The 19,700-nt window shown below is 67.1% G+C and carries 19 protein-coding genes, 1 tRNA gene and 1 pseudogene; 10 read left to right on the top strand and 11 right to left on the bottom strand.

The window, feature by feature from the left end; genetic code table 11:
* Positions 1 to 90: 90 nt before the first annotated feature.
* The 3 genes from DBZ45_RS17500 to DBZ45_RS17490 are packed head-to-tail and all read right to left on the bottom strand — an operon-like array spanning position 91 to position 3,990.
* Complete coding sequence (locus DBZ45_RS17500; RefSeq protein ID WP_111905127.1) at positions 91 to 1,413, bottom strand: glycosyltransferase family 87 protein; 1,323 nt, start codon at positions 1,411 to 1,413, stop codon at positions 91 to 93.
* The gene (locus DBZ45_RS17495) at positions 1,410 to 2,573 is read right to left on the bottom strand and encodes a cystathionine gamma-synthase (RefSeq protein ID WP_111905126.1); all 1,164 of its coding nucleotides are present in this window, start codon (positions 2,571 to 2,573) and stop codon (positions 1,410 to 1,412) included. The genes DBZ45_RS17500 and DBZ45_RS17495 overlap by 4 nt, the downstream gene beginning before the upstream one ends.
* Positions 2,574 to 2,604: 31 nt before the next feature.
* Positions 2,605 to 3,990 carry a cystathionine beta-synthase gene (locus DBZ45_RS17490; RefSeq protein ID WP_111905125.1) on the bottom strand — a complete coding sequence of 462 codons (1,386 nt, stop codon included), beginning with the start codon at positions 3,988 to 3,990 and terminating at the stop codon, positions 2,605 to 2,607.
* Positions 3,991 to 4,109: 119 nt separating this feature from the next.
* Here DBZ45_RS17490 and DBZ45_RS17485 point away from each other — a divergent pair, with 119 nt between their 5' ends.
* Positions 4,110 to 5,243 carry an SLC13 family permease gene (locus DBZ45_RS17485; protein WP_111905124.1) on the top strand — a complete coding sequence of 378 codons (1,134 nt, stop codon included), beginning with the start codon at positions 4,110 to 4,112 and terminating at the stop codon, positions 5,241 to 5,243.
* A 135-nt stretch (positions 5,244 to 5,378) separates the two neighbouring features.
* Positions 5,379 to 5,810 (top strand): VOC family protein, encoded by a 432-nt coding sequence (locus DBZ45_RS17480; RefSeq protein WP_111905123.1) that lies wholly within the window; start codon positions 5,379 to 5,381, stop codon positions 5,808 to 5,810.
* A gap of 18 nt (positions 5,811 to 5,828) precedes the next feature.
* Here DBZ45_RS17480 and DBZ45_RS17475 read toward each other — a convergent pair whose 3' ends face one another.
* The gene (locus DBZ45_RS17475; RefSeq protein WP_102973882.1) at positions 5,829 to 6,233 is read right to left on the bottom strand and encodes a VOC family protein; all 405 of its coding nucleotides are present in this window, start codon (positions 6,231 to 6,233) and stop codon (positions 5,829 to 5,831) included.
* A gap of 152 nt (positions 6,234 to 6,385) precedes the next feature.
* On the opposite strand from DBZ45_RS17475, the gene DBZ45_RS17470 reads away from it, so the two are divergent.
* Complete coding sequence (locus DBZ45_RS17470) at positions 6,386 to 7,366, top strand: DNA-3-methyladenine glycosylase family protein (protein ID WP_111905122.1); 981 nt, start codon at positions 6,386 to 6,388, stop codon at positions 7,364 to 7,366.
* An 82-nt stretch (positions 7,367 to 7,448) separates the two neighbouring features.
* On the opposite strand, the gene DBZ45_RS17465 is transcribed toward DBZ45_RS17470, so the two are convergent.
* Together DBZ45_RS17465 and DBZ45_RS17460 are read right to left on the bottom strand one after the other, a co-directional pair.
* Positions 7,449 to 8,366, bottom strand: coding sequence for a hypothetical protein (locus DBZ45_RS17465; RefSeq protein WP_111905121.1), 918 nt, complete (start codon positions 8,364 to 8,366; stop codon positions 7,449 to 7,451).
* A 163-nt stretch (positions 8,367 to 8,529) separates the two neighbouring features.
* On the bottom strand, positions 8,530 to 10,203 hold the full coding sequence (locus tag DBZ45_RS17460) for an AMP-binding protein (protein WP_111905120.1): 1,674 nt from the start codon (positions 10,201 to 10,203) through the stop codon (positions 8,530 to 8,532).
* 34 nt (positions 10,204 to 10,237) lie between these two features.
* On the opposite strand from DBZ45_RS17460, the gene DBZ45_RS17455 reads away from it, so the two are divergent.
* Entirely contained in the window at positions 10,238 to 10,516 is a 279-nt protein-coding gene (locus DBZ45_RS17455) for a putative quinol monooxygenase (RefSeq protein ID WP_111905119.1), read from the top strand.
* Positions 10,517 to 10,649: 133 nt separating this feature from the next.
* Here DBZ45_RS17455 and DBZ45_RS17450 read toward each other — a convergent pair whose 3' ends face one another.
* Positions 10,650 to 11,087 (bottom strand): thioredoxin family protein, encoded by a 438-nt coding sequence (locus DBZ45_RS17450; RefSeq protein WP_111905118.1) that lies wholly within the window; start codon positions 11,085 to 11,087, stop codon positions 10,650 to 10,652.
* A gap of 408 nt (positions 11,088 to 11,495) precedes the next feature.
* Between DBZ45_RS17450 and DBZ45_RS17445 the strand changes: the two genes are divergently transcribed.
* Both DBZ45_RS17445 and DBZ45_RS17440 read left to right on the top strand, forming a co-directional pair.
* Positions 11,496 to 12,614 carry a LysM peptidoglycan-binding domain-containing protein gene (locus DBZ45_RS17445; RefSeq protein WP_111905117.1) on the top strand — a complete coding sequence of 373 codons (1,119 nt, stop codon included), beginning with the start codon at positions 11,496 to 11,498 and terminating at the stop codon, positions 12,612 to 12,614.
* A gap of 95 nt (positions 12,615 to 12,709) precedes the next feature.
* Positions 12,710 to 13,445 (top strand): annotated as a pseudogene (locus tag DBZ45_RS17440) (potassium channel family protein).
* A 105-nt stretch (positions 13,446 to 13,550) separates the two neighbouring features.
* Here the strand turns inward: DBZ45_RS17440 and DBZ45_RS17435 are convergent.
* Positions 13,551 to 13,632: transfer RNA gene (locus tag DBZ45_RS17435), tRNA-Tyr, on the bottom strand.
* A 114-nt stretch (positions 13,633 to 13,746) separates the two neighbouring features.
* A complete protein-coding gene (locus tag DBZ45_RS17430) occupies positions 13,747 to 14,001 on the bottom strand; it encodes a hypothetical protein (protein ID WP_102973875.1) in 255 nt (84 codons plus the stop codon).
* A 199-nt stretch (positions 14,002 to 14,200) separates the two neighbouring features.
* Here DBZ45_RS17430 and DBZ45_RS17425 point away from each other — a divergent pair, with 199 nt between their 5' ends.
* Positions 14,201 to 14,692 (top strand): YajQ family cyclic di-GMP-binding protein, encoded by a 492-nt coding sequence (locus DBZ45_RS17425; protein ID WP_003804256.1) that lies wholly within the window; start codon positions 14,201 to 14,203, stop codon positions 14,690 to 14,692.
* A 99-nt stretch (positions 14,693 to 14,791) separates the two neighbouring features.
* Positions 14,792 to 15,250, top strand: a complete 459-nt coding sequence (locus DBZ45_RS17420) for a GNAT family N-acetyltransferase (protein ID WP_111905116.1) — start codon at positions 14,792 to 14,794, stop codon at positions 15,248 to 15,250.
* A gap of 45 nt (positions 15,251 to 15,295) precedes the next feature.
* On the opposite strand, the gene htpX is transcribed toward DBZ45_RS17420, so the two are convergent.
* Both htpX and DBZ45_RS17410 read right to left on the bottom strand, forming a co-directional pair.
* On the bottom strand, positions 15,296 to 16,165 hold the full coding sequence (gene htpX / locus DBZ45_RS17415) for a zinc metalloprotease HtpX (RefSeq protein WP_111905115.1): 870 nt from the start codon (positions 16,163 to 16,165) through the stop codon (positions 15,296 to 15,298).
* A 40-nt stretch (positions 16,166 to 16,205) separates the two neighbouring features.
* Complete coding sequence (locus DBZ45_RS17410) at positions 16,206 to 17,477, bottom strand: MFS transporter (RefSeq protein WP_111905114.1); 1,272 nt, start codon at positions 17,475 to 17,477, stop codon at positions 16,206 to 16,208.
* A 76-nt stretch (positions 17,478 to 17,553) separates the two neighbouring features.
* Here DBZ45_RS17410 and DBZ45_RS17405 point away from each other — a divergent pair, with 76 nt between their 5' ends.
* Both DBZ45_RS17405 and DBZ45_RS17400 read left to right on the top strand, forming a co-directional pair.
* Positions 17,554 to 18,027, top strand: coding sequence for a Fur family transcriptional regulator (locus DBZ45_RS17405; RefSeq protein ID WP_111905113.1), 474 nt, complete (start codon positions 17,554 to 17,556; stop codon positions 18,025 to 18,027).
* Between the two features lie 34 nt (positions 18,028 to 18,061).
* Complete coding sequence (locus DBZ45_RS17400; protein ID WP_111905112.1) at positions 18,062 to 19,561, top strand: catalase; 1,500 nt, start codon at positions 18,062 to 18,064, stop codon at positions 19,559 to 19,561.
* Positions 19,562 to 19,700 lie beyond the last annotated feature (139 nt).

Raw genomic sequence — 19,700 nt, 5'->3', positions numbered from 1 at the left:
GGTTGCAGGGCGGACAGATCGAAGTGGCAGAACACGGCAGTGTTTCTCGGACACACTGCCGCGAAGTGCCATCTCGAGCAGGACCTGTCCCTAGGTTTGCCGGCGGAGCCCTGTCCGCGAGGGCCGGTAGGCGGCGGCCCAGTACACCAGAAGCGCCACGCCGCAGAGAACACCCAGGCTGGAGACCATGAGCGGCCATTGCGCCTGCGGGTTCACGCCCCACACCTCGGCCCCGGCGGCCATCGCAAGGTCCTTGGGCGCAAGGTAAAAGGCCACGGCCGACGCCGCCACCACCGTCCAGCCGGCCAGCCGCATCAGGCCGGTCTTGGAGGGCACGCGGTGCATGGCGAAGGCCATGGACGGCAGTGCCACCGCAATCCAGACCCAGTGGTGCGACCACGAGACGGGGCTGACCAGGAGCATGAGCACGGCGGTCGCGGACACCGCCACGAAGTTTTCCTCCACGGCCACCGCCCACCTGATCACCAGGGCGGTGAGTCCGGCCAGGGCCAGGGCGAGCACCAGCCACAGCAGGCTGGTGAACCCCGAGTCCGGCAGCCCGGCGTGGAGCAGCAGCCCCTTCAGCGACAGGTTGTCCACGTACCCGGGATCGCCGATGCGCCCGGTGTTGGGCAGGATCTCGGTCCAGAACGTCACCGAGGCGTGGGGCAGTGCGGCCCAGGCCACGGCGATGGAGCCGAGGAAGCCGGCCGCCATCCAGCCCAGGGCCTTGAAATCGCGGCGCACCAAGAAGTACAGGCCAAACGCCAGCGGTGTCAGCTTGATGCCGGCAGCGATGCCGATCAGGAGGCCGGCAGGCCAGCGGATCTCGCCCGCCCGCGACTTCCCGTGCAGCGCGAAGTCGGCCAGGATCAAGCCCATCAGGATGATGTTGATCTGCCCGAACACGAAGGTGTCGCGCCACGGCCCCAGCAGCACGATCGCCCCGGTTCCGGCCAGGGCCACAGTCCGGAACCGCCAGTCCGCAAAGGCGTCCCGCCAGCGCGTCATCCCGAAGTAGTGCCGGGCGAGCCAGGCGGACACCACCCCGGCCCCGCCCAGCGCGGCCCAGATGAAGAGCTGCCCGCTTTGGCCCTGGCCCATGGCGGCCAGGCCGGCGAACAGCAGCGCGGCAAACGGCGGATAGGTGAACGGCAAGCCATCGCGGGGCGCGTACAGCTCGCTGATGCCGGCCTCGCCGGCCTGGAGCACCTTGGTGCCGCCGTAGTAGTAGACCTCGAAGTCGTTCATGGCCGGGGCATACCAGGCGTACAGCCACAGCAAAGCGAGGACGACCGCGGCTGCACCGCCCGCCGTCGCCAGCCAGCCGAGGACAACCCGGCGCGCCTTACCGTGGCTGCCGGCCTCCTGCCGGGTACCGCCGCCTTCCTGCGTCTGCGGGGAGGCCGTCACTGGATGTGCGTGAAGGCTTGCTCAAGGTCGGCGATGAGATCCTCGACGTCCTCGATGCCGCAGGAGAGCCTGATGAGGTTCACGGGGACGGCCAGTTCGGTGCCCTTGACCGAGGCGTGCGTCATCTCCGAGGGGTAGTTCATCAGCGACTCGATGCCCCCGAGCGATTCCGCCAGGGTGAAGACCGACGTCGATTCGGCCACCTTGCGGGCAGCGGCCTCACCGCCCTTGAACTGCACGGAGATCATGCCGCCGAACTTCTTCATCTGCTTCCTGGCCAGCTCGTGGCCGGGGTGCGAGGGAAGGCCCGGGTACAGTACCGCTTCCACCTCGGGCCGTTCGAGGAGCCATTCGGCCACGGCCTGGGCGTTGTCGCTGTGCCGGTCCATGCGAACGCCCAGGGTCTTGAGCCCGCGCGTGGTGAGGAACGCGTCCATCGGGCCGGAGACGGCACCCACGGCGAACTGCACGAAGCCGATCTTCTCGGCCAACTCGGCGTCCTTGACCACGATCGCGCCGCCCACCACGTCGGAGTGCCCGCCGATGTACTTGGTGGTGGAATGAACCACGACGTCGGCACCCAGGTCCAGCGGCGTCTGCAGGTACGGCGACGCGAAGGTGTTGTCGACGATGAGGAGGGCCCCGGCGTCGTGCGCCACCTTGGCGAGCGCCTCGATGTCGGTAATCTTCATCATCGGGTTGGACGGGGTCTCCACCCAGACGAAGCGGGTCTTGTTGGCAGCAACCGCAGCCTGAACGGCGTCGAGATCCGCCATGTCCACCGGGGTGTTGCCGATCCCCCACTCCCCCAGCACGCGGCTGATCAGCCGGTAGGTGCCGCCATAGGCGTCGTTGCCGAGCACGATATGGTCGCCGGGCCGCATCAGCGCGCGGATGAGCGAGTCCTCGGCCGCGAGTCCCGAGCTGAAGGAGTAGGCGTGCGTGCCCCGCTCGAGGGCCGCCAGCTGCTCCTGCAGGGCGTCCCGGGTGGGGTTGGTGCCGCGGCCGTATTCGTAGCCGTCCCGCAGCCCGCCGATGCCGTCCTGGGCATAGGTCGAGCTGAAGTGCAGGGGCGGAACGACGGCGCCGGTGCGTGGCTCGAAGGCCTGGCCGGCGTGGACGGCGCGGGTATTGAATCCTTGGTTCTCAGTGACAGACATGGGGCTCCTTTAGCAGTTGCTGAGGTAGGGATCAGTTGCTGAGGTAGGCGAGGAGGTCGTGACGGGTCAGGATGCCGATGGGCGCGCCGACGAATGTCACCATCACGGTGTCGACGTCGGAGAGCAGTTCGCGGGCGGCGGAGATGGTTTCGAGCGAGCCGATCACCGGCAGCTTCTCCCCCATGTGCTCGGCAATCTTGTCCGTCAGCCTGGCCTCGCCGCGGAACAGCTTGGCGGTCAGGGTCCGTTCATCCACGGCCCCGAGGACTTCGCCCATCACCACGGGCGGCTCCGCGGAGAGGACCGGGATGTGGCTGACGCCGAACTCATTCATGATGTTGATGACGTCGCGGACTGTTTCGTTGGGGTGGATGTGCACCAGGTCCGGCAGTTCGCCCGTCTTGGACTTGATGACCTCGCCGACGGAGGCCTCCTCGCCGCCGGAGAGGAAGCCGTAGGAGCGCATCCACTGGTCGTTGAAGATCTTGGCGAGGTAGCCGCGGCCGGAGTCGGGCAGGATCACCACCACCACAGCGTCCTCGGGGAGGTCCCGGGCGGTGCGCAGGGCGGCCACGACGGCCATGCCGGAGGACCCGCCCACCAGCAGGCCCTCCTCGCGCGCCAGCCGCCGGGTCATCTCGAAGGAGTCGGCGTCGCTGACCGCGAGGACCTCGTCCGGGACCGACTTGTCGTAGTTGCCGGGCCACATGTCCTCGCCCACACCCTCGACGAAGTAGGGGCGACCGGTGCCGCCTGAGTAGACAGAGCCTTCGGGATCGGCCCCGATGATCCTGACCCGGCCGCCGTCGGACTCCGGGCGGTCCGCCGACACCTCCTTGAGGTAGCGGCCGGTGCCGGTGATGGTGCCGCCCGTGCCGGCGCCGATGACGCAGTGCGTCACCTTGCCGTCGGTGTCCCGCCAGATCTCGGGGCCGGTGGTCTCGTAGTGGCTCAGCGGCGCCGCGGGATTGGAGAACTGGTCCGGCTTGTACGCGCCGGGGATCTCCGTGACCAGGCGGTCGGACACGCCGTAGTAGCTCTGCGGGCTGTCAGGCTCGACGGCGGTGGGGGTCACCACCACTTCGGCGCCGTAAGCCTCCAGGACCGCGCGCTTGTCCTCACCCACCTTGTCCGGGACCACGAAGATGCACTTGTAACCCTTTTGCTGCGCCACCAGGGCCAGCCCGACGCCGGTGTTCCCGGAGGTGGGCTCGATGATGGTGCCGCCGGGCTTGAGCTTGCCGTCACGCTCGGCTTCCTCGACCATCTTCGCCGCGATGCGGTCCTTGATGGAGCCGCCAGGGTTCACGTATTCCAGCTTCACGAGGACGGTGGCCTTGACGCCCTCGGTGACGTGGTTGAGCTTGATGAGCGGGGTGTTGCCGATGAGGTCCAGGACAGACTGGGCGTACTTCATGGGTACCAACTTACCGTCTTGGGCTGGCTGGTTGTCCCAGCGGCTTTCGGTGCGAAGATTGGGCCGTGGCGCGGCTGCGAATACCGAAGAATGTGCGGAGCTATCTTCTGCCAGGCTTCATGCTGCTTGCCGGCGCCGCCTGCCTTGGCTGTGGCCTGCTGCCGTGGCCCGCGTTCGGGGAACTGGCGGGTCGCACTGTCCCCGTTCTCGCCTTTGTGGTGGCGATGACCGTTGTCACGGAACTGGCTGACTATGCGGGGCTGTTCCGCGTGGTGACGGACCGACTTTCGGGGCTGGGCCGGGGCAATGTGTTCCTGCTGTGGCTGTTTGTGCTTGGCCTGTCCTCCGTTGCCACGGCTTTCCTGTCGCTCGATACCACCGCGGTGCTGGTGACCCCCGTGGTGGTGCTGCTCGCCGTCCATGCGAAGATCCCGCCCCTGCCCTTCGCCCTGAGCACGGTGTGGCTGGCCAACACCGCGTCGCTGCTCCTGCCGGTCTCCAACCTCACGAACCTGTTGGCGCAGTCGCACATGTCGCTGAGCCCGCTGGGATTCGCCAAACTGATGTGGGCGCCCGCCGCCGTCGGCCTCCTGGTGCCGGCGCTGCTGCTCTTGCTGGCCTTCCACCGCGACCTGCGTGGGCGCTACGGGCCGCAGCCGGCCCACGCGGCAGGCGACCCGACGCTCCTCCGGGCGTCGGCCGGCACGCTGCTGGTGCTGCTGCCGGCACTGGTTTCGGGGATTCCCGTGGCGGTTCCTGCGGCACTCGCGGCCGGGTTCTTGGTGGCCGTGTTCCTGTGGCGGCGGCCGGCAGCCCTGCGCTGGTCGATGCTGCCGTGGCGCCCGCTGATGCTCACCGCCGGGCTGTTCATGGTGGTTGAGACCCTGCACTCGCATGGCCTGACCGAGGCTCTGGCACCCGCTGCCGGGGCCGGCGAGACCTTCCCGGATCTGCTGCGCCTCGCGGCGCTGGGCGCCGCCTCCGCCAACATCGCCAACAACCTTCCCGCCTACCTGGCCCTGGAGCCCGTGGCCGGATCGCCGCTGCGGGTGGGCGCACTCCTGATCGGGGTGAACCTGGGCCCGCTCATTTCGCCCTGGGCGTCCCTCGCCACACTCCTGTGGCACGAGCGGCTGCAGAGCCTCAACCTCCGTGTGCGCTGGGGCGGCTTCGCGGTGGCCGGCCTCGTCACCGTTGTCCTCGCACTTCCTTTGGCTGTCCTGGCGCTATGGCTGGGGAACGGGATGCCTTGACGGCCCCATTGCCACTACGGAAGTACTGGCCGAAGTACCAGCCGAAGTACTAGCCAAGGCCTGTCCGGGCAGGGCAAGCTGGCTACGGCGCCCACGGCCGGGTGCCGACATCAGTGCCGTTGGAAGGAACCGTGCGTGGACTGGACCCTCGAAGTGGTTGTGCTGCCCGTGAGCGACATCGGCCGGGCCGTGGAGTTTTACCGGGACAAGGTGGGCTTCAACCTGGACCACGACACGCAGAACGAGCACCTGCACGTGGTCCAGCTGACGCCTCCCGGTTCCGGGTGTTCGATAGTGATCGGCGACCTGCCGTCGCAGAATGAGATGGCGCCGGGCTCCATGCGGGGCCTGCAGCTGGTGGTGGCCGATGCCCGGGCGGCGCGCGACGAGCTGCTCAGCCGCGGGGTTGAGGCGAGCGAGGTCACCGTTTTCGATGAGCGCGACGGCGGAACCTTCTTCGGGTTCAGCGACCCGGACGGCAACACCTGGGCGGTGCAGGAGCTCAGGATCCGCGCCCAGCAGCCCCTGATCCCGGTGGAGGCCCGCGGCCGCTTCGGCGAGGAGTAGCCCCGGCTGGCGACTGGGTTAGCCGGAAGCCCCGCCGGCATCAGCCGGGAGGTTCTCCCACAGCCCCAGGATGTTGCCCTCGGTGTCCTTGAAGTAGGCGTAATGGCCCATGCCCGGGATGGTCTCCTTGGGCTTGACCACCGAACCGCCCAGCTGCTCAACCGTGCGCAGCGTCGCGTCAATGTCCTCAACGTCCACCGTGATCACCGGTGTGGTCAGCTCACCCTCCCGTGCCATCATGCCGCCGTTGATGGCGCCCGGCTCCGTGGGCCTGCCGGTCTTTTCGTCCATCGGCGTGGTGATCACCACGTTGTAGTCCATCTCCGGCATGGGGTCGATCCGCCAGCCGAGGGCCTGATTGTAGAAGTTTCTCGCCCGGTCCTGGTCGTCCGCGGGGATTTCGAAATGCACCACGCCACCCATTGCCAGCTCCTGCAACTCGAAGGAAGGGACACGGCGGACCCGCGCCTCACTGGGGATTGTAGTCCTGGCACCGCCCCGGGTTAAGGGCCCGGGAATACCCGGCCGGCGGCCACGGCAACGGGTTTGTCGGTACGGCGTGGGACGATGATGACATGACCATTGCTGACGCCCCTGCCCGGCTGGCAGCCGCGGCGGACGCGTCCCTCAGGTGGCATCCCGGCGGCCCGTACAACCTGCAGCGGACCCTGGGCATCCTGATGCGCGGCAACGGCGACCCCTCCTTTTCCTCGCGGCCGGACGGGCTGTGGATGGCGTTCGCGACGCCTGATGGCCCCGTCACGCTGCGGCTCACCGTTGCTGGCACTGCCCTGGAGCCATACGTCGATGCCCAGGCCTGGGGTCCCGGTTCCGGCGCTGCCCTCGCCGGCGTTCCCCGGCTCCTCGGCGCCGGTGACGACTGGTCGGCGTTTGACGAGCCTTCATTCACCGCCACGCTCCCCCACATGGTCCGTGAGGCCCGACGCCGGAACCTGGACGTCCGCCTCCCGTCCACCGGGCGGATGGTTGATTCCCTCGTGCCCACCATTCTGGAGCAGAAGGTCACGGTCATTGAGGCGCGGCGGGGTTTCCGCTACCTGATGTACCGGCACGGAACCCCCGCGCCCGGCAGCGGCACGGTTGCGCCTCCCGGACTCCTGGTCCGGCCCACCGCCGAGGGGTGGCTCCACATTCCGTCCTGGGAGTGGCACAAGGCAGGAGTCGGTCCGCAGCGCTCGGCGACTGTCATGCGCGCCCTGCGGTCCGCCGTCGCCCTTGAACGTCTGGCGCCCCTCCCGGCGGCGGAGGCAGCAGCCAAGATGCAGACCATCCCGGGTATCGGAGTCTGGACAGCGGCCGAGGTGGTGCAGCGGACGCACGGCTGCCCCGACTCAATCGCGGTGGGCGACTACCATCTGGCCGCCTATGTGGGCGCGGCGCTGACCGGGCGGCGCACTGACGACGCCGGCATGCTGGCCCTGCTGGCACCGTGGACGGGGCACCGGCAGCGCGTGGTCCGCATGCTCGGACTCAGCGGCTTCCGCAAACCCACGTTCGGTCCGCGCATGACCATCCAGGACCACCGCAGCCACTGACATCTGACCACTAACCGCAACGCGGGGTCACTTCGCGCCCAATCTCCTGCCTTCATGGGGCATCAGGTGACCCCGCGTTGCTTCAGGCGGCGCGGCGCTTGGCCCTCTTGATCCGGCCGATCACGCCTCGGAATCCCTCGTCCATATCGTCGGCGTTGACCTTGAAGTAGGACCAGCCCGAGCTGGTGAAAGCCTCGTCCCGCCGGTTGTCGCGTGACTGCTGTCCACGCGAAAGATGATGCTCGCCGTCGTACTGCAGTGCGATCCGGAAACGCCGGTACCCGAGGTCGGCGGTGGGCGACCAGGGATCGTAGGGATCCAGGCACACCTGCAGTTCCGGCTCCGGCAGGTGCGAATCCACCATCGCCAGTCGGAGGAAAGTTTCCGGGTAGGAGTCGGCGCCGACCCGCATTTCGTCCAGGGCCAGCCTTGCCTTCTCAACACCCTTCATGTTGGGGTGCTGCCTTATGAGCAGGCGTAGCCCCTCCTTGTAGGCATACGGCTCCGTCCGGCCTTCAAACTGAAGCCTCGGAATCCGGATCAGCTGGTCCCCCATGGCAATGACGTACTTCAGGGGCAACACGGCCGCGAGATCCAGCCAGGTCCGCGGCGGCAGGGAAATGGGAATACCGCCGCACTCCCCAATTTCGCCCGGAACCATATGGACGCGGTGGCCGACCACTCCGGCGCGCCGAACCCTCGGAAGCTCATGCGGCTTGCTCAGGTGGACAGGGTCCCCGCCCATCCAGGGCGGAAGCCCCAGGGGTGTAAGCTCAGCGGCGGTCTGATGCGACACCCAAGCTCCTGGCGTCGCCGCCGCCAAGACCCTGGCCCGTTCCCGCAGGTCGAGGTCCCGGCCCTGCGGCAGGTAGATGAGACGGCCACCGTCGGCCAAGTCTTTGGCGCGGAGCCGTTTCGCCGGAACGCCCAGCGCCCTCGACTCGTACACCGTAAACGGCGAGCGGTGCAGGGTATCGGGGAGGGGCGTTGTCCGGGCCATGGGAATTATTGTGGCTGCTCGAAGGGCGCCCTTCGGAGTTATCCACAGCCCCACCGCTGCAACCAGCAACGCGGGGTCAGGTAGCGCCCAATAAACACCTCCCATTGGGCGCTATGTGACCCCGCGTTGGTTTTCAGGGCCCCCCCGCGTGGGTTGAGTTGTTTCAGAGGCCCAGCCGGGCAACGGCTTCCTCGCGCATCTCCACCTTGCGGACCTTCCCGGACACCGTCATGGGGAAGCTGTCGCGCACATCGACGTAGCGGGGCACCTTGTAGTGCGCCAGCTTGCCGCGGCAGAACTCGGCCACCGCGGCCGCATCCAGCGGTTCGGCGCCAGGCTTGAGGATGATGCAGGCCATGAGCTCCTCGCCGTACCTGGCGTCGGGCACCCCGATCACCTGCACGTCCTGGATGGACGGATGCGTGTAGAGGTACTCCTCGATCTCGCGCGGGTAGATGTTTTCGCCGCCGCGGATCACCGTGTCCTTCATCCGGCCTTCGATCACCACGTACCCACCGTCATCCATGCGCGCCAGGTCGCCGGTGTGCATCCAGCCGTCCGCGTCGATGGCCTCCGCTGTCTTGTCCGGCTGGTTCCAGTACCCCTGCATGACGGCGTAGCCCCGGGTGCACAGTTCACCGATCTCGCCGCGCTCCACAACTTCCCCGGCCGGGTCCACGATCTTGTTTTCCAGCCGCGGCATGGTGCGCCCCACGGTTTCCGTCCGCTGCTGCAGCGTGTCGCCGTCGCGGGTCATGGTGGACACGGGCGACGTCTCGGTCATGCCGTAGCAGATGGCCACGTCCTTCATGTTCATCTCGGAAATCACGCGGTTCATCACCTCGATGGGGCACAGCGAACCGGCCATCACCCCGGTGCGGAGGGTGGAGAGGTCGTACGAGGCGAAGTCAGGCAGCGCGAGTTCGGCGATGAACATGGTGGGAACCCCATACAGGGCCGTGCCGCCGAAGTCCTGCACCGCCTCCAGCGCGGCGGCCGGCGTGAACCCGCGCCCCGGGATGATCGTGGCGGCGCCGTGGCTCAGCGCGTTCAGGTTGCCGATCACCATCCCGAAGCAGTGGTAGAACGGCACCGGAATCACCACCCGGTCATGGTCGGTGTACCCCAGCAGCTCGCCGATGGAATACCCGTTGTTGAGGATGTTGTGGTGCGTCAGCGTGGCGCCCTTGGGAAAGCCCGTGGTTCCGGAGGTGTACTGCAGGTTGATCGGATCGTGCGGATCGAGGCCCGCCATGCGGGCCTTCAGCTCTGAATGCCCGACGGCGTCCGCCCGCTTGAGCAGCTCGGCGTACGTGAACTCCTGCTCACCCAGGGGGACGCCGGCGTCGAGCCCGTCCAATTCGAAGTCCGGCAGGAACACGAGCTCACGGAGGTCCGGGCATCCGGCGAGCGCTTGGCGCGCCATCCCCACGTAGTCGCTGTTCCGGTCCGACGGCGCCGTGACCAGCATCCGCATGCCGTTCTGCTTCACCACGAACTCCAGTTCGTGGCTGCGGTAGGAAGGATTCACGTTGACCAGGACCGCACCGATCTTCGCCGTCGCGTACTGCAGGACGGTCCATTCCGCGCAGTTAGGGCTCCAGATGCCGACCCGCTCCCCCTTCGCGATGCCAAGGGCGAGGAGCGCCCGGGCCAGGCGGTCGACGTCGTCGTTCAGTTTGGTGTAGCTCCAGCGGCGGGCGTCCGCGCCCGGCACGGCGGCAGCCTCGATCAGTGCGTCATGCAGGGGAAACTGCGCGACCACGCGCTCAAAGTTCTCGCCGATGGTTTCCTCGAGCAGGGGGACGTCCGCGTCCCCGGCGGTGTAAGCGCGCATGATGGCACGCTATCAAGCCGGTATTGTGAAATCCATGAGTGCACCCATCGACCTGCAGGCCACGTTCATCCCCAACGACGGCGAGTTCTTCCGCGTGAAGCTCGCCCTCGAAATCGCCATTGACGAGGTAGTCAACGAGCCTGGCTGCATCCGCTACGAGCTCACCGAGGCGACGGAGGAGAAGCTGGTCCTGACCGAGCGGTGGGAATCGGAAGAGGCCCTCGACGCGCACTCCAAGGGCATCGCCCTGCAGGACCTGAACGAGTCCCTCAGCGCCCTCCTGGCCGAACCTGCCCAGGTGGAACGCCTCTAGTCCTCACATACCAAAGCAACGCGGGGTCACTCCGCGCCCAATACCACGTGGTTATTGGGCGCTAAGTGACCCCGCGCTGCTGTTTATGGTGATCTTAGCTGCTGTTTATGGTGATCTTAGAGGTCCGGATCCCTTAGAAGTCGGGGATCTGCGAGCCATCCTGGGGCCCGGCGCTCTTGCCGGGGCTGTTGCCTGCGGCCGCAGCTGCTTCGGCCTGGGAGCGGGCCACATGGGCGTGGACTTCCTCCATGTCGAGCGCCTTGACGGCGTCAATGACCTGTTCGAGCTGCGGGGCACCGAGCGCGCCGGGCTGTGAGAAGACCAGCACCTTCTCGCGGAACGCCATCAGCGTGGGGATCGAGGAAATGCCCGCCTCCGCTGCCAGCTGCTGCTCGGCTTCGGTGTCCACTTTCGCGAAAACGACGTCCGGGTGCTTTTCCGAAACCGCGGAGTACGTGGGGGCGAACTGACGGCACGGGCCACACCATTCAGCCCAGAAGTCCACCAGGACAATGTCGTTGCCCTCGATGGTCGATGCGAACTGTTCACCTGTGATGTCAACGGTAGCCATGGTTCAACCGTACGCGAGCCGTGTCCGTAAGTCCCGCGGCCCGGTCGCTTGTTCGCTCCCCGCGTCACCGGGAATATTCTGCGCCCGCTGTTGCCGCTCAGCCCAATGCCCGCTTGGGCGGCCACGGCGCACGGGCAACGCCGGATAGCGCGGAAAAACCTGCGGGAAACAAGTGCCCGCTCCCGGAAAAACAGGTATTCCCTACTCGTGCAGTGCCTGTGCGGTGGTTCCATACTCGAATCAGGCTGGGGCCGGCACGTTCGCGAGCAGCGTGCACCACTCATGAATAGCGGTCATGCGCCCCATATGCCGTGCTTCCGCCCCCGTGGGCCCCAGCGCCTCCTGTGTCTGCGCGTTACCGTCCGCCGCGCACCCGGACAGCCGCCTGCGCCGAAGCAAAGGTCCGCCATGAACCTGCAGGAGACGCCAGTTCCCCAGAACACCCCTAGCCACGAAGACGATCCGCAGCGCCCGCCGTCGGGGCCCCCGAGCTTCGTCAGGCCAACCCCGGGGCGGCATGGATCGCTGGACGGCAAGTCCGGCGCCCGCGTGCTGCTCATCTCGGCTGCGGTGGCCGCTGCCCTGCTGGCGGCGTCGGCCGGCGTCAACGCGCTGGTGGCGTCCGACGCCGGAAGCCCGGCTGCCGCCGTAGGCCAACCCGCCGCCGTCGAACAGTTGCCCGCCCCCGCTCCGTCGGCAGCAGAAGCCGCGGCACCTGCCACTGACACGCCGCCCGCGGCGCCCGCCGCTGCGCCTGCTGTGGCGCCGGTTGTCAAGTCCCCTGCCGTGGCGCCAGTTGCCAAGGCACCCGCGAAAGCACCCGTCAAGGCATCGGTCAAGGCATCGGTCAAGGCACCAACTACCGCCAAGGCGCCGGCACCGAAACCGGCAACGGCACCGAAAACCACAACGGTCCGCAACGTTGCGCCCGCCCCTGTGCCCAAGCCCACCACGTACCGGGTGGTTGCCGGTGACACAGTCGGTTCAATTGCGGCGCGCTTCAATGTCAGCACCGGCGGTGTGCTGTCAGCCAACGGCCTTGCACCGAGCTCCGTCATTTTCCCGGGTCAGACGCTCAAGCTCAGCGGACCCGCGGTGGCCGTACCGGCACCGGCTCCCGCTCCGGCCCCAGCGCCCGCGCCTGCCCAAGCGCCGGTAGCCGCCCCGGTACCGGCCCCGGCCCCGGCCCCGGCTCCAGCGGTGCGGACCATCTACGTGGCTGGCGCCGGCGGCCAGGCGATGGTGGACAGCTGCATCGGCCCCATACATTTCACGCCAACTGACGGATACTCGCTCTTCATCACCGAGCACGACTTCTGCGGCGGCTGGGCGCGGTTCTCAGGAATCAGCGTCGGTGAACGCGTCGACATCCCGGGCTACGGCTCCTACACGGTCTCGGCCCGCGGGCAGGTGCCGAACCCAGGCACCACCAACGACGTCGCTGCGGTGTTCGGCGGGTTCCCACGGGCGGTCCTGCAAACGTGCATTCCGGGCACCACCCAGATGATCGTCATCGCGCTGAACTGACCGGTGACCGGGGTACGAAGCCCGGCCCGGACACCGACGGGATCCCGGGCGGACTAACGGGGCCTGCACGCAAGGCCGCCCGTAAGATCGTGGCCATGACGCAGCAACGCTACCGGGACCTTGCCGAATGGCCACTGATGGGGACGGCCATTGTGTTCCTGGCGGCGTACGCGTGGCAGGTGGTCGGCAGGACGGAGGGGCGGGGAGCCGAGTGGCTCGAGGCCACCCTGTGGCTCACCTGGGGCGTTTTCGCGCTGGACTACGCGGCCAACCTCTGGCTGGCCGAGGACCGCAGGCGCTGGTTTGTCCGCAACCTGCACGAGCTGCTGATCGTCGCCCTGCCGTTCTTCCGCCCGCTTCGGCTGCTCCGCCTGGTGACCCTGCTGTCGGTGCTTCACCGGACAGTGGGTGAAACACTGCGCGGCAGGGGTGGTCACCTACGTGGCCGCTTCCGCTGCCCTGCTGGTGTTCGTGGGTGCCCTGGCCGTGCTCGACGTCGAGCAGTCGGCTCCCGACGCCAAGATCCTTACCTTCGGCGACGCTGTGTGGTGGGCCGTGGCCACCATCACCACCGTGGGCTACGGCGACATGTACCCGGTCACTCCCCTGGGCCGCATGGTCGCGGCGGCGCTGATGATGAGCGGCATCGCGGTCCTGGGCGTGGTGACGGCCTCCATTGCCTCGTGGCTGGTCCAGCGGGTCGAAGAGACATCTGTGGCAGCTGCCGAATCGGCAGAACAGCCGGTACTGACGGAGGTGGGTGAACTGGCCGCCGAGGTGGCCGCCCTCCGGCGCGAGATCGCCGAACTCCGGCGCGACCTAGCCCCGTAATTGAGGCAGGGCTGAGTATCCAGTGAGCGGTAGGCCCGGCCTGGGGCCAGAGCCGGATAAGCAAAAGACCCCCGGAACCAGTAGGTTCCGGAGGTCTTTCCAATGTGGCAGATGAGGGATTCGAACCCCCGTAGGCGTTGCCAGCTGATTTACAGTCAGCCCCCTTTGGCCGCTCGGGTAATCTGCCGAACTTCAAAAGAAGATCACCACGGCTTTGTTTCCATCACCGCGGCAAGACAACCTTACAGAACTTCTGCCGAAGAATAAAATCGGGGATCCGCAGCCGGAAATCCGCAGAAAATCAGGCTTCACCGAGGATCCGACCCGCCAGCTTTGCCTCGAACCGCAGGGCCTGCTCCTCGGTGATCTGGTTGAGCTGCACCGCCCGCTGGAGATCCGCCTGCACTCCCTCCAGCCGGGTTGAGGCATCGGCGACGGGGCTGAGGATGATCGACGCGGCCACTGCGGCGGCGGCCACGGACGACGCGGCAGTGGCGATGGTTCCGGCGGCTGCGGCCGTGGACCTGGTGACGTAGCGGACGGCCTTGTGGGACATTGCTTTCCTTCCGAGCGGCTTCCAACTGCTACAACTCTGGGCGCCAAAACTTCGTTCCCGCCATGACTTGGCTATGAGTGAACTGTGAATGCTGCCCACGTTCACTTCCCCGCCATCCGTACTACGCTGGAAGCCAGATATCCGCACCCTGCCCGGAGCCTCAACGCCCGGGCGACGCAGGCACCAGCAAAGGAGAGTCATGGCAGGCGAGTCCACATTCGACGTCGTAAGCAAGGTAGACAAGCAGGAGGTGGCCAACGCGCTGAACCAGGCGCAGAAAGAACTCGCCCAGCGGTACGACTTCAAGGGCGTCGGCGCCGAGGTAGATTTCAGCGGCGAGAAGATCCTAATGAAGGCGAACTCCGAGGAGCGCGTCCTGGCCGTGCTGGACGTGCTGCAGTCCAAGCTCATCCGCCGCGGCATCTCACTCAAGTCACTGGACACCGGCGAACCGTACGCGTCGGGCAAGGAGTACCGGCTGGAGGCCTCCATCAAGGAAGGCATCGCGCAGGACCTCGCCAAGAAGATCAACAAGCTCATCCGCGACGAGGCCCCGAAATCCGTCAAGTCCCAGATCCAGGGCGACGAACTCCGCGTCACCTCCAAGTCCCGCGACGACCTGCAAGCCACCATGGCCCTCCTGAAGGACTTCGACGAGGCCGACCTTCAGTTCGTTAACTTCCGCAGCTAAGAAAACGTCAACGGGCCGGGGACACGCCCACCGCATGTCCCCGGCCCGTTTGTGCATCCTGCGACAACCGACGTGGGCCGAGCCACGAAAGGACAGGACATGAGCTTCGCGGTCAGTCCCGAGCCGTGGGACGCCGAGGACGGCGTCAGGCTCCGCGCCATGCAGCGGGCTGAACTGGATGCCCGCTACGGCAGCGACGACCACGAGCCGGGTTCCGCGCCCAGCGCCGGGGACATCACCCTGTTCCTGGTGGCCCGGAACCACGAGGGGGCAGCCGTTGCCTGCGGCGCACTTCGCCGGCTCGACGCCGCGTCCGCTGAGATCAAGAGGATGTTCGTGCTGCCCGGCCACCGCGGAAGCGGCGCGGCCACGGCAGTTCTGCGGAGCTTGGAAGCCGAGGCCGCCCGCCTGGGCCTGACCGAGCTCAAGCTGGAAACCGGCACAGCCCAGCCCGATGCCATCCGCTTCTATGAGCGTGAGGGCTACCGCCTGATCGACAACTTCGGGCCCTACGCCGGCGCGCCGCTGTCCGTCTGCTACGCCCGCACGCTGGCTTGACGAGGCGAACCGTATCAGGCGACAAAGGACGTACGACGGCGGTGCTCAGCTGAGCGGCCGGCCCGCCATCCGCTCCAGGCGGCTGATGCGGTCCTGCATCGGCGGGTGCGTCGCGAAGAGCTTGCTGAGCCCGCCGCCTCGGAACGGATTGGCGATCATCAGGTGCGAGGCGTTGACCAGCCGCTGGTCCTGCGGCAGCGGTGCGACCTGGACGCCCTGGTGGATCTTACGCAGGGCGGAGGCGAGTGCCAGCGGATCGCCGGTGAGCTGCGAACCGTCCTCGTCGGCGTCGTACTCCCTGGTCCGGGAGATGGCCACCTGGATCAGCGAAGCGGCCACCGGTGCCAACAGGGCCATGGCAATGAGGGCCAGCGGGTTCGAGTTGCGCCTGTCCCCACCGCCAAAGAACAGCAGCATCTGCCCCACCGAGGTGATGACGCCGGCCACCGCCGCCGCGACGGACGAGGTCAGGATGTCGCGGTTGTAGACGTGCATGAGCTCGTGGCCGAGGACGCCGCGCAGTTCCCGCGGGGTGAGGAGCTGCAGGATCCCCTCCGTGCAGCAGACTGCAGCGTTTTGCGGGTTCCGCCCGGTGGCGAAGGCGTTGGGCGCCATGGTGGGCGAGACGTAAATCCGCGGCATCGGCTGGCTGGCGCGGGCGGAGAGCTCACGGACCATCTGGTACAGCTGCGGCGCCTGGGCTTCGGAGACGGGGTACGCCTGCATGGAGCGGAGCGCGATCTTGTCGCTGTTCCAGTAGCCGTAGGCCGTGGTCCCCACGCCGATCAGCGCCATGATCAGGATCGGGGCGGAGCTGCGGGTATTGGCGGCAATCAGGGCACCCAGGCCCAACAGGATCGCCCACAGCACGCCGAACAGCGCCGCCGTTTTCAGTCCGTTGTGGTGATTGTGCACATCTGCCTCCACAGCTCAGAAGTCGGAACCGGCACGGCCGCTACGGAACGGGATTCCGCGCGTCGTACTCGAGGAAGCCGGATTGCCACCGCGCCACTATCCAGGCCACCACGATGCACAGGATGCCGCCGAGCAGCAGGACCCAGCCCTCACTAAGAATTTTAGTGCCGCCGCCTGCCAGCATGTCGCCCAGGCGCGGCCCGCCGGCCACCACCACAATGAAAACCCCCTGCAGTCGCCCGCGAAGGTAGTCCGGGGTCGCAGCCTGCAGGATGGTGGTGCGGAATACGGCACTCACCGAGTCGGCAATGCCCGCCAGGGCGCAGCAGAGGGCTGCCGGGATCAGCCAGAAGGTAACGCCGCCGGAGCCGGACCGCCCGGCCAGCACCACCACGAGTCCGAACGCCGCAAACGAGGCACCCCAGCCCATGACGGACCACACCACAGCTGTCCCCTGCCGCCGGACGGCACCCAGCGGACCGGAAAAGAGCCCGGCGAGGAAGGCGCCCACCGCCACGGCCGCCAGCAGGATGCCCACTGTGGTTTCCCCGCCGCCGATCATGAGGGCGCCGATGGCCGGCAGCAGTGCACGCGGCTGGGCCAGGATCATCGCGATGAGGTCGAGGATGAAGGTCATCCGCAGGTTGGGCCGCGTGCCCAGGAACCGGAAGCCCTCCACCACGGACCGCATTCCGGCCCGCCCCGCTTTCTCGCCCGGCGGCATGGGTGGAAGCTTCAGCAGGGCCCAGAAGGCAAAGATGAAACTGACAACATCCAGCGTGTACGTCCAGCCGAAGCCGACGCTGGCTACCAGGACACCGGCCAACAGCGGCCCGGCCGTCATGGACAGGCCAATGGTGATCATGCTGAGTGCGTTGGCGGCCGGCAGGAGCTCTTTCCGCAACAGCGCGGGAATGATGGCGCTGCGGGCAGGCTGGTTGATCGCCTGCGCCCCGCTTTGCACGGCCACGAGGGCGTACAGCAGCCACACATTGCCCACCTGCAGCCAGGCCTGGAGGGCGAGCCCGCCGGTGGTCAGCCACAGCACGGCGGACGATAAAAGCGCCACTGTCCGGCGGTCATGGGAGTCGGCGATGGACCCGCCCAGGAGGCCGCCCACCACCAGCGGCACCAGGGCAAAGATGCTGAGCAGCCCGACGTACAGGCTGTCCTGGGTCAGCCGGTACACTTCCAGGCCCACCGCCACGAGGGTGAGCTGGCTGCCCACGTTCGAGACCGCCGAGCCCAGCCAGAGCCGCCGGAAATCCGGGCTCTCGCGCAGCGGCGTGATGTCGGCCAGAAGTTTTCCCACCCGGCAACTCTAATCCCATCAGAAACTTAGTCCCACCTTATTGTGATCTAGTCAAAATAAGTGTTTCAATGGAGTCATGACCGATCACCCGGAAAGCCACGAAGCATGGGCCGCGGCCCTGCGCGCCCACGGCCGCCGGGTGACCAAGCAGCGGCTGGCGGTGCTGGCCGCCGTCGAGCATCACCCGCACTCCCCGGCGGAAAATATCCTGGCGGCCGCCCGCGAGGAACTGCCGGAACTGACGGCGCAGTCCGTGTACGTGGTGCTGGGTGATCTGACGGACCTGCAGATGCTGCGCAGATTCGAACCTCCGCATTCCCCGGCGCTGTATGAGACGCGAGTGGGCGACAACCACCACCACGCGATCTGCATCAGCTGCGGCCGGGTGGAGGACGTCGACTGCGCTGTCGGCCATGCCCCGTGCCTGACCCCGCACTGGAGCGAGGATTCCCACCCCATGACCATCCAGATCGCGGATGTCATGTACCAGGGGATCTGCGGAGAGTGCCAGCGGACCCAAAAACTTGCTTCAAACGTAACTGACAAATAATCGACAAAGTCGAAAACCAACTAATAGGAGAAAGATGACTTCGAACATCTCTGCGCCTGCCGTGTCCACCACGCAGTCCGGCGCCCCGGTGACGTCCGATGCCCATTCCAAGGCTGTCGGCGCCGACGGCGCGATCATCCTCACGGACCACTACCTGGTGGAGAAGCTCGCCCAGTTCAACCGCGAGCGGGTTCCGGAGCGTGTGGTGCACGCCAAGGGCGGCGGTGCGTTCGGCACGTTCAAGACCACCGAGGACATCTCCAAGTACACCAAGGCCGCGTTCCTGCAGCCGGGCGTGGAGACCGAGATGCTGATCCGTTTCTCCTCCGTCGCCGGCGAGAGCGGCTCCCCCGACACCTGGCGGGACCCCCGCGGTTTCGCGGTGAAGTTCTACACCTCCGAGGGCAACTACGACCTCGTTGGCAACAACACCCCGGTGTTCTTCATCCGCGACGGCATCAAGTTCCCGGACTTCATCCACTCCCAGAAGCGCCTGCCCGGATCGCACCTGCGCGATGCCGACATGCAGTGGGACTTCTGGACCCTCTCCCCCGAGTCCGCACACCAGGTCACCTGGCTGATGGGTGACCGCGGCCTGCCCGCGTCCTGGCGCGAAATGCAGGGCTACGGCTCGCACACCTACCAGTGGATCAACGCCGAGGGCGAGCGGTTCTGGGTCAAGTACCACTTCAAGTCCAACCAGGGCGTCAAGTCCATCACGGGGGAAGAAGCCGAAGCCCTCGCCGGCTCGGACGCGGACTTCTACATCCGCGACCTGCACGAGAACATCGAAGCCGGCAACCTCCCGTCGTGGGACCTGCACGTCCAGGTCATGCCGTACGAGGACGCAAAGACCTACCGCTTCAACCCGTTCGACCTGACCAAGGTCTGGCCGCACGCGGACTACCCGCTGATCAAGGTCGGCACCATGGAGCTGAACCGAAACCCGGAGAACTACTTCGCGCAGATCGAGCAGGCCACCTTCGCGCCGTCGAACTTCGTGCCCGGCATCGCCGCGTCCCCGGACAAGATGCTCCAGGCCCGGATCTTCTCCTACGCGGACGCACACCGCTACCGCGTGGGCACCAACCACGCCCAGATCCCGGTGAACCAGCCCAAGAGCCAGGCCAACAACTACAGCCAGGACGGCGCGGGACGCTTCCTGTTCAACGCTCCTTCGGTTCCGGTCTACGCACCGAACACGTTCGGCGGCCCCGCCGCCGTTGAGCCGCAGAGCCCGGCCGGCGGCTGGGAGAACGACGGCGAGCTGACGCACGCTGCGCACTCCCTGCACGCCGAGGACAGCGACTTCGTCCAGGCCGGCGCGCTGTACCGCGAGGTTTACAACGACGCCGAAAAGGCCCGCTTCCTGGACACCATCACCGGTGCCGTGGGCGGCGTCAAGAGCCCCGGCATCAAGGAACGCGCCATCCAGTACTGGACCAACGTTGACGCCGAACTCGGAGCGAAGCTTCGCGCCAACCTCGGCGCAGCTCCCCTCTCCGAGGCCGAAGCCGCCAACAAGATCGGCTAACAGCACCAGATAGCAACAGGAACCCCGCCGCGGCACAGTGACCCGTTCACAGCCGCGGCGGGGTTCCCTGCGTCCGGCGGTGTTCCCCTAGGCGGGCCCTCCGTTACGCCGTGCCCTGCCCCAACTTCGGCAGAACCGG

Origin of the sequence: Arthrobacter globiformis (genome assembly GCF_003261175.1) — a bacterium.
Classification (GTDB): domain Bacteria; phylum Actinomycetota; class Actinomycetes; order Actinomycetales; family Micrococcaceae; genus Arthrobacter; species Arthrobacter globiformis_A.
This window is presented reverse-complemented; position numbering and strand designations above follow the sequence as displayed.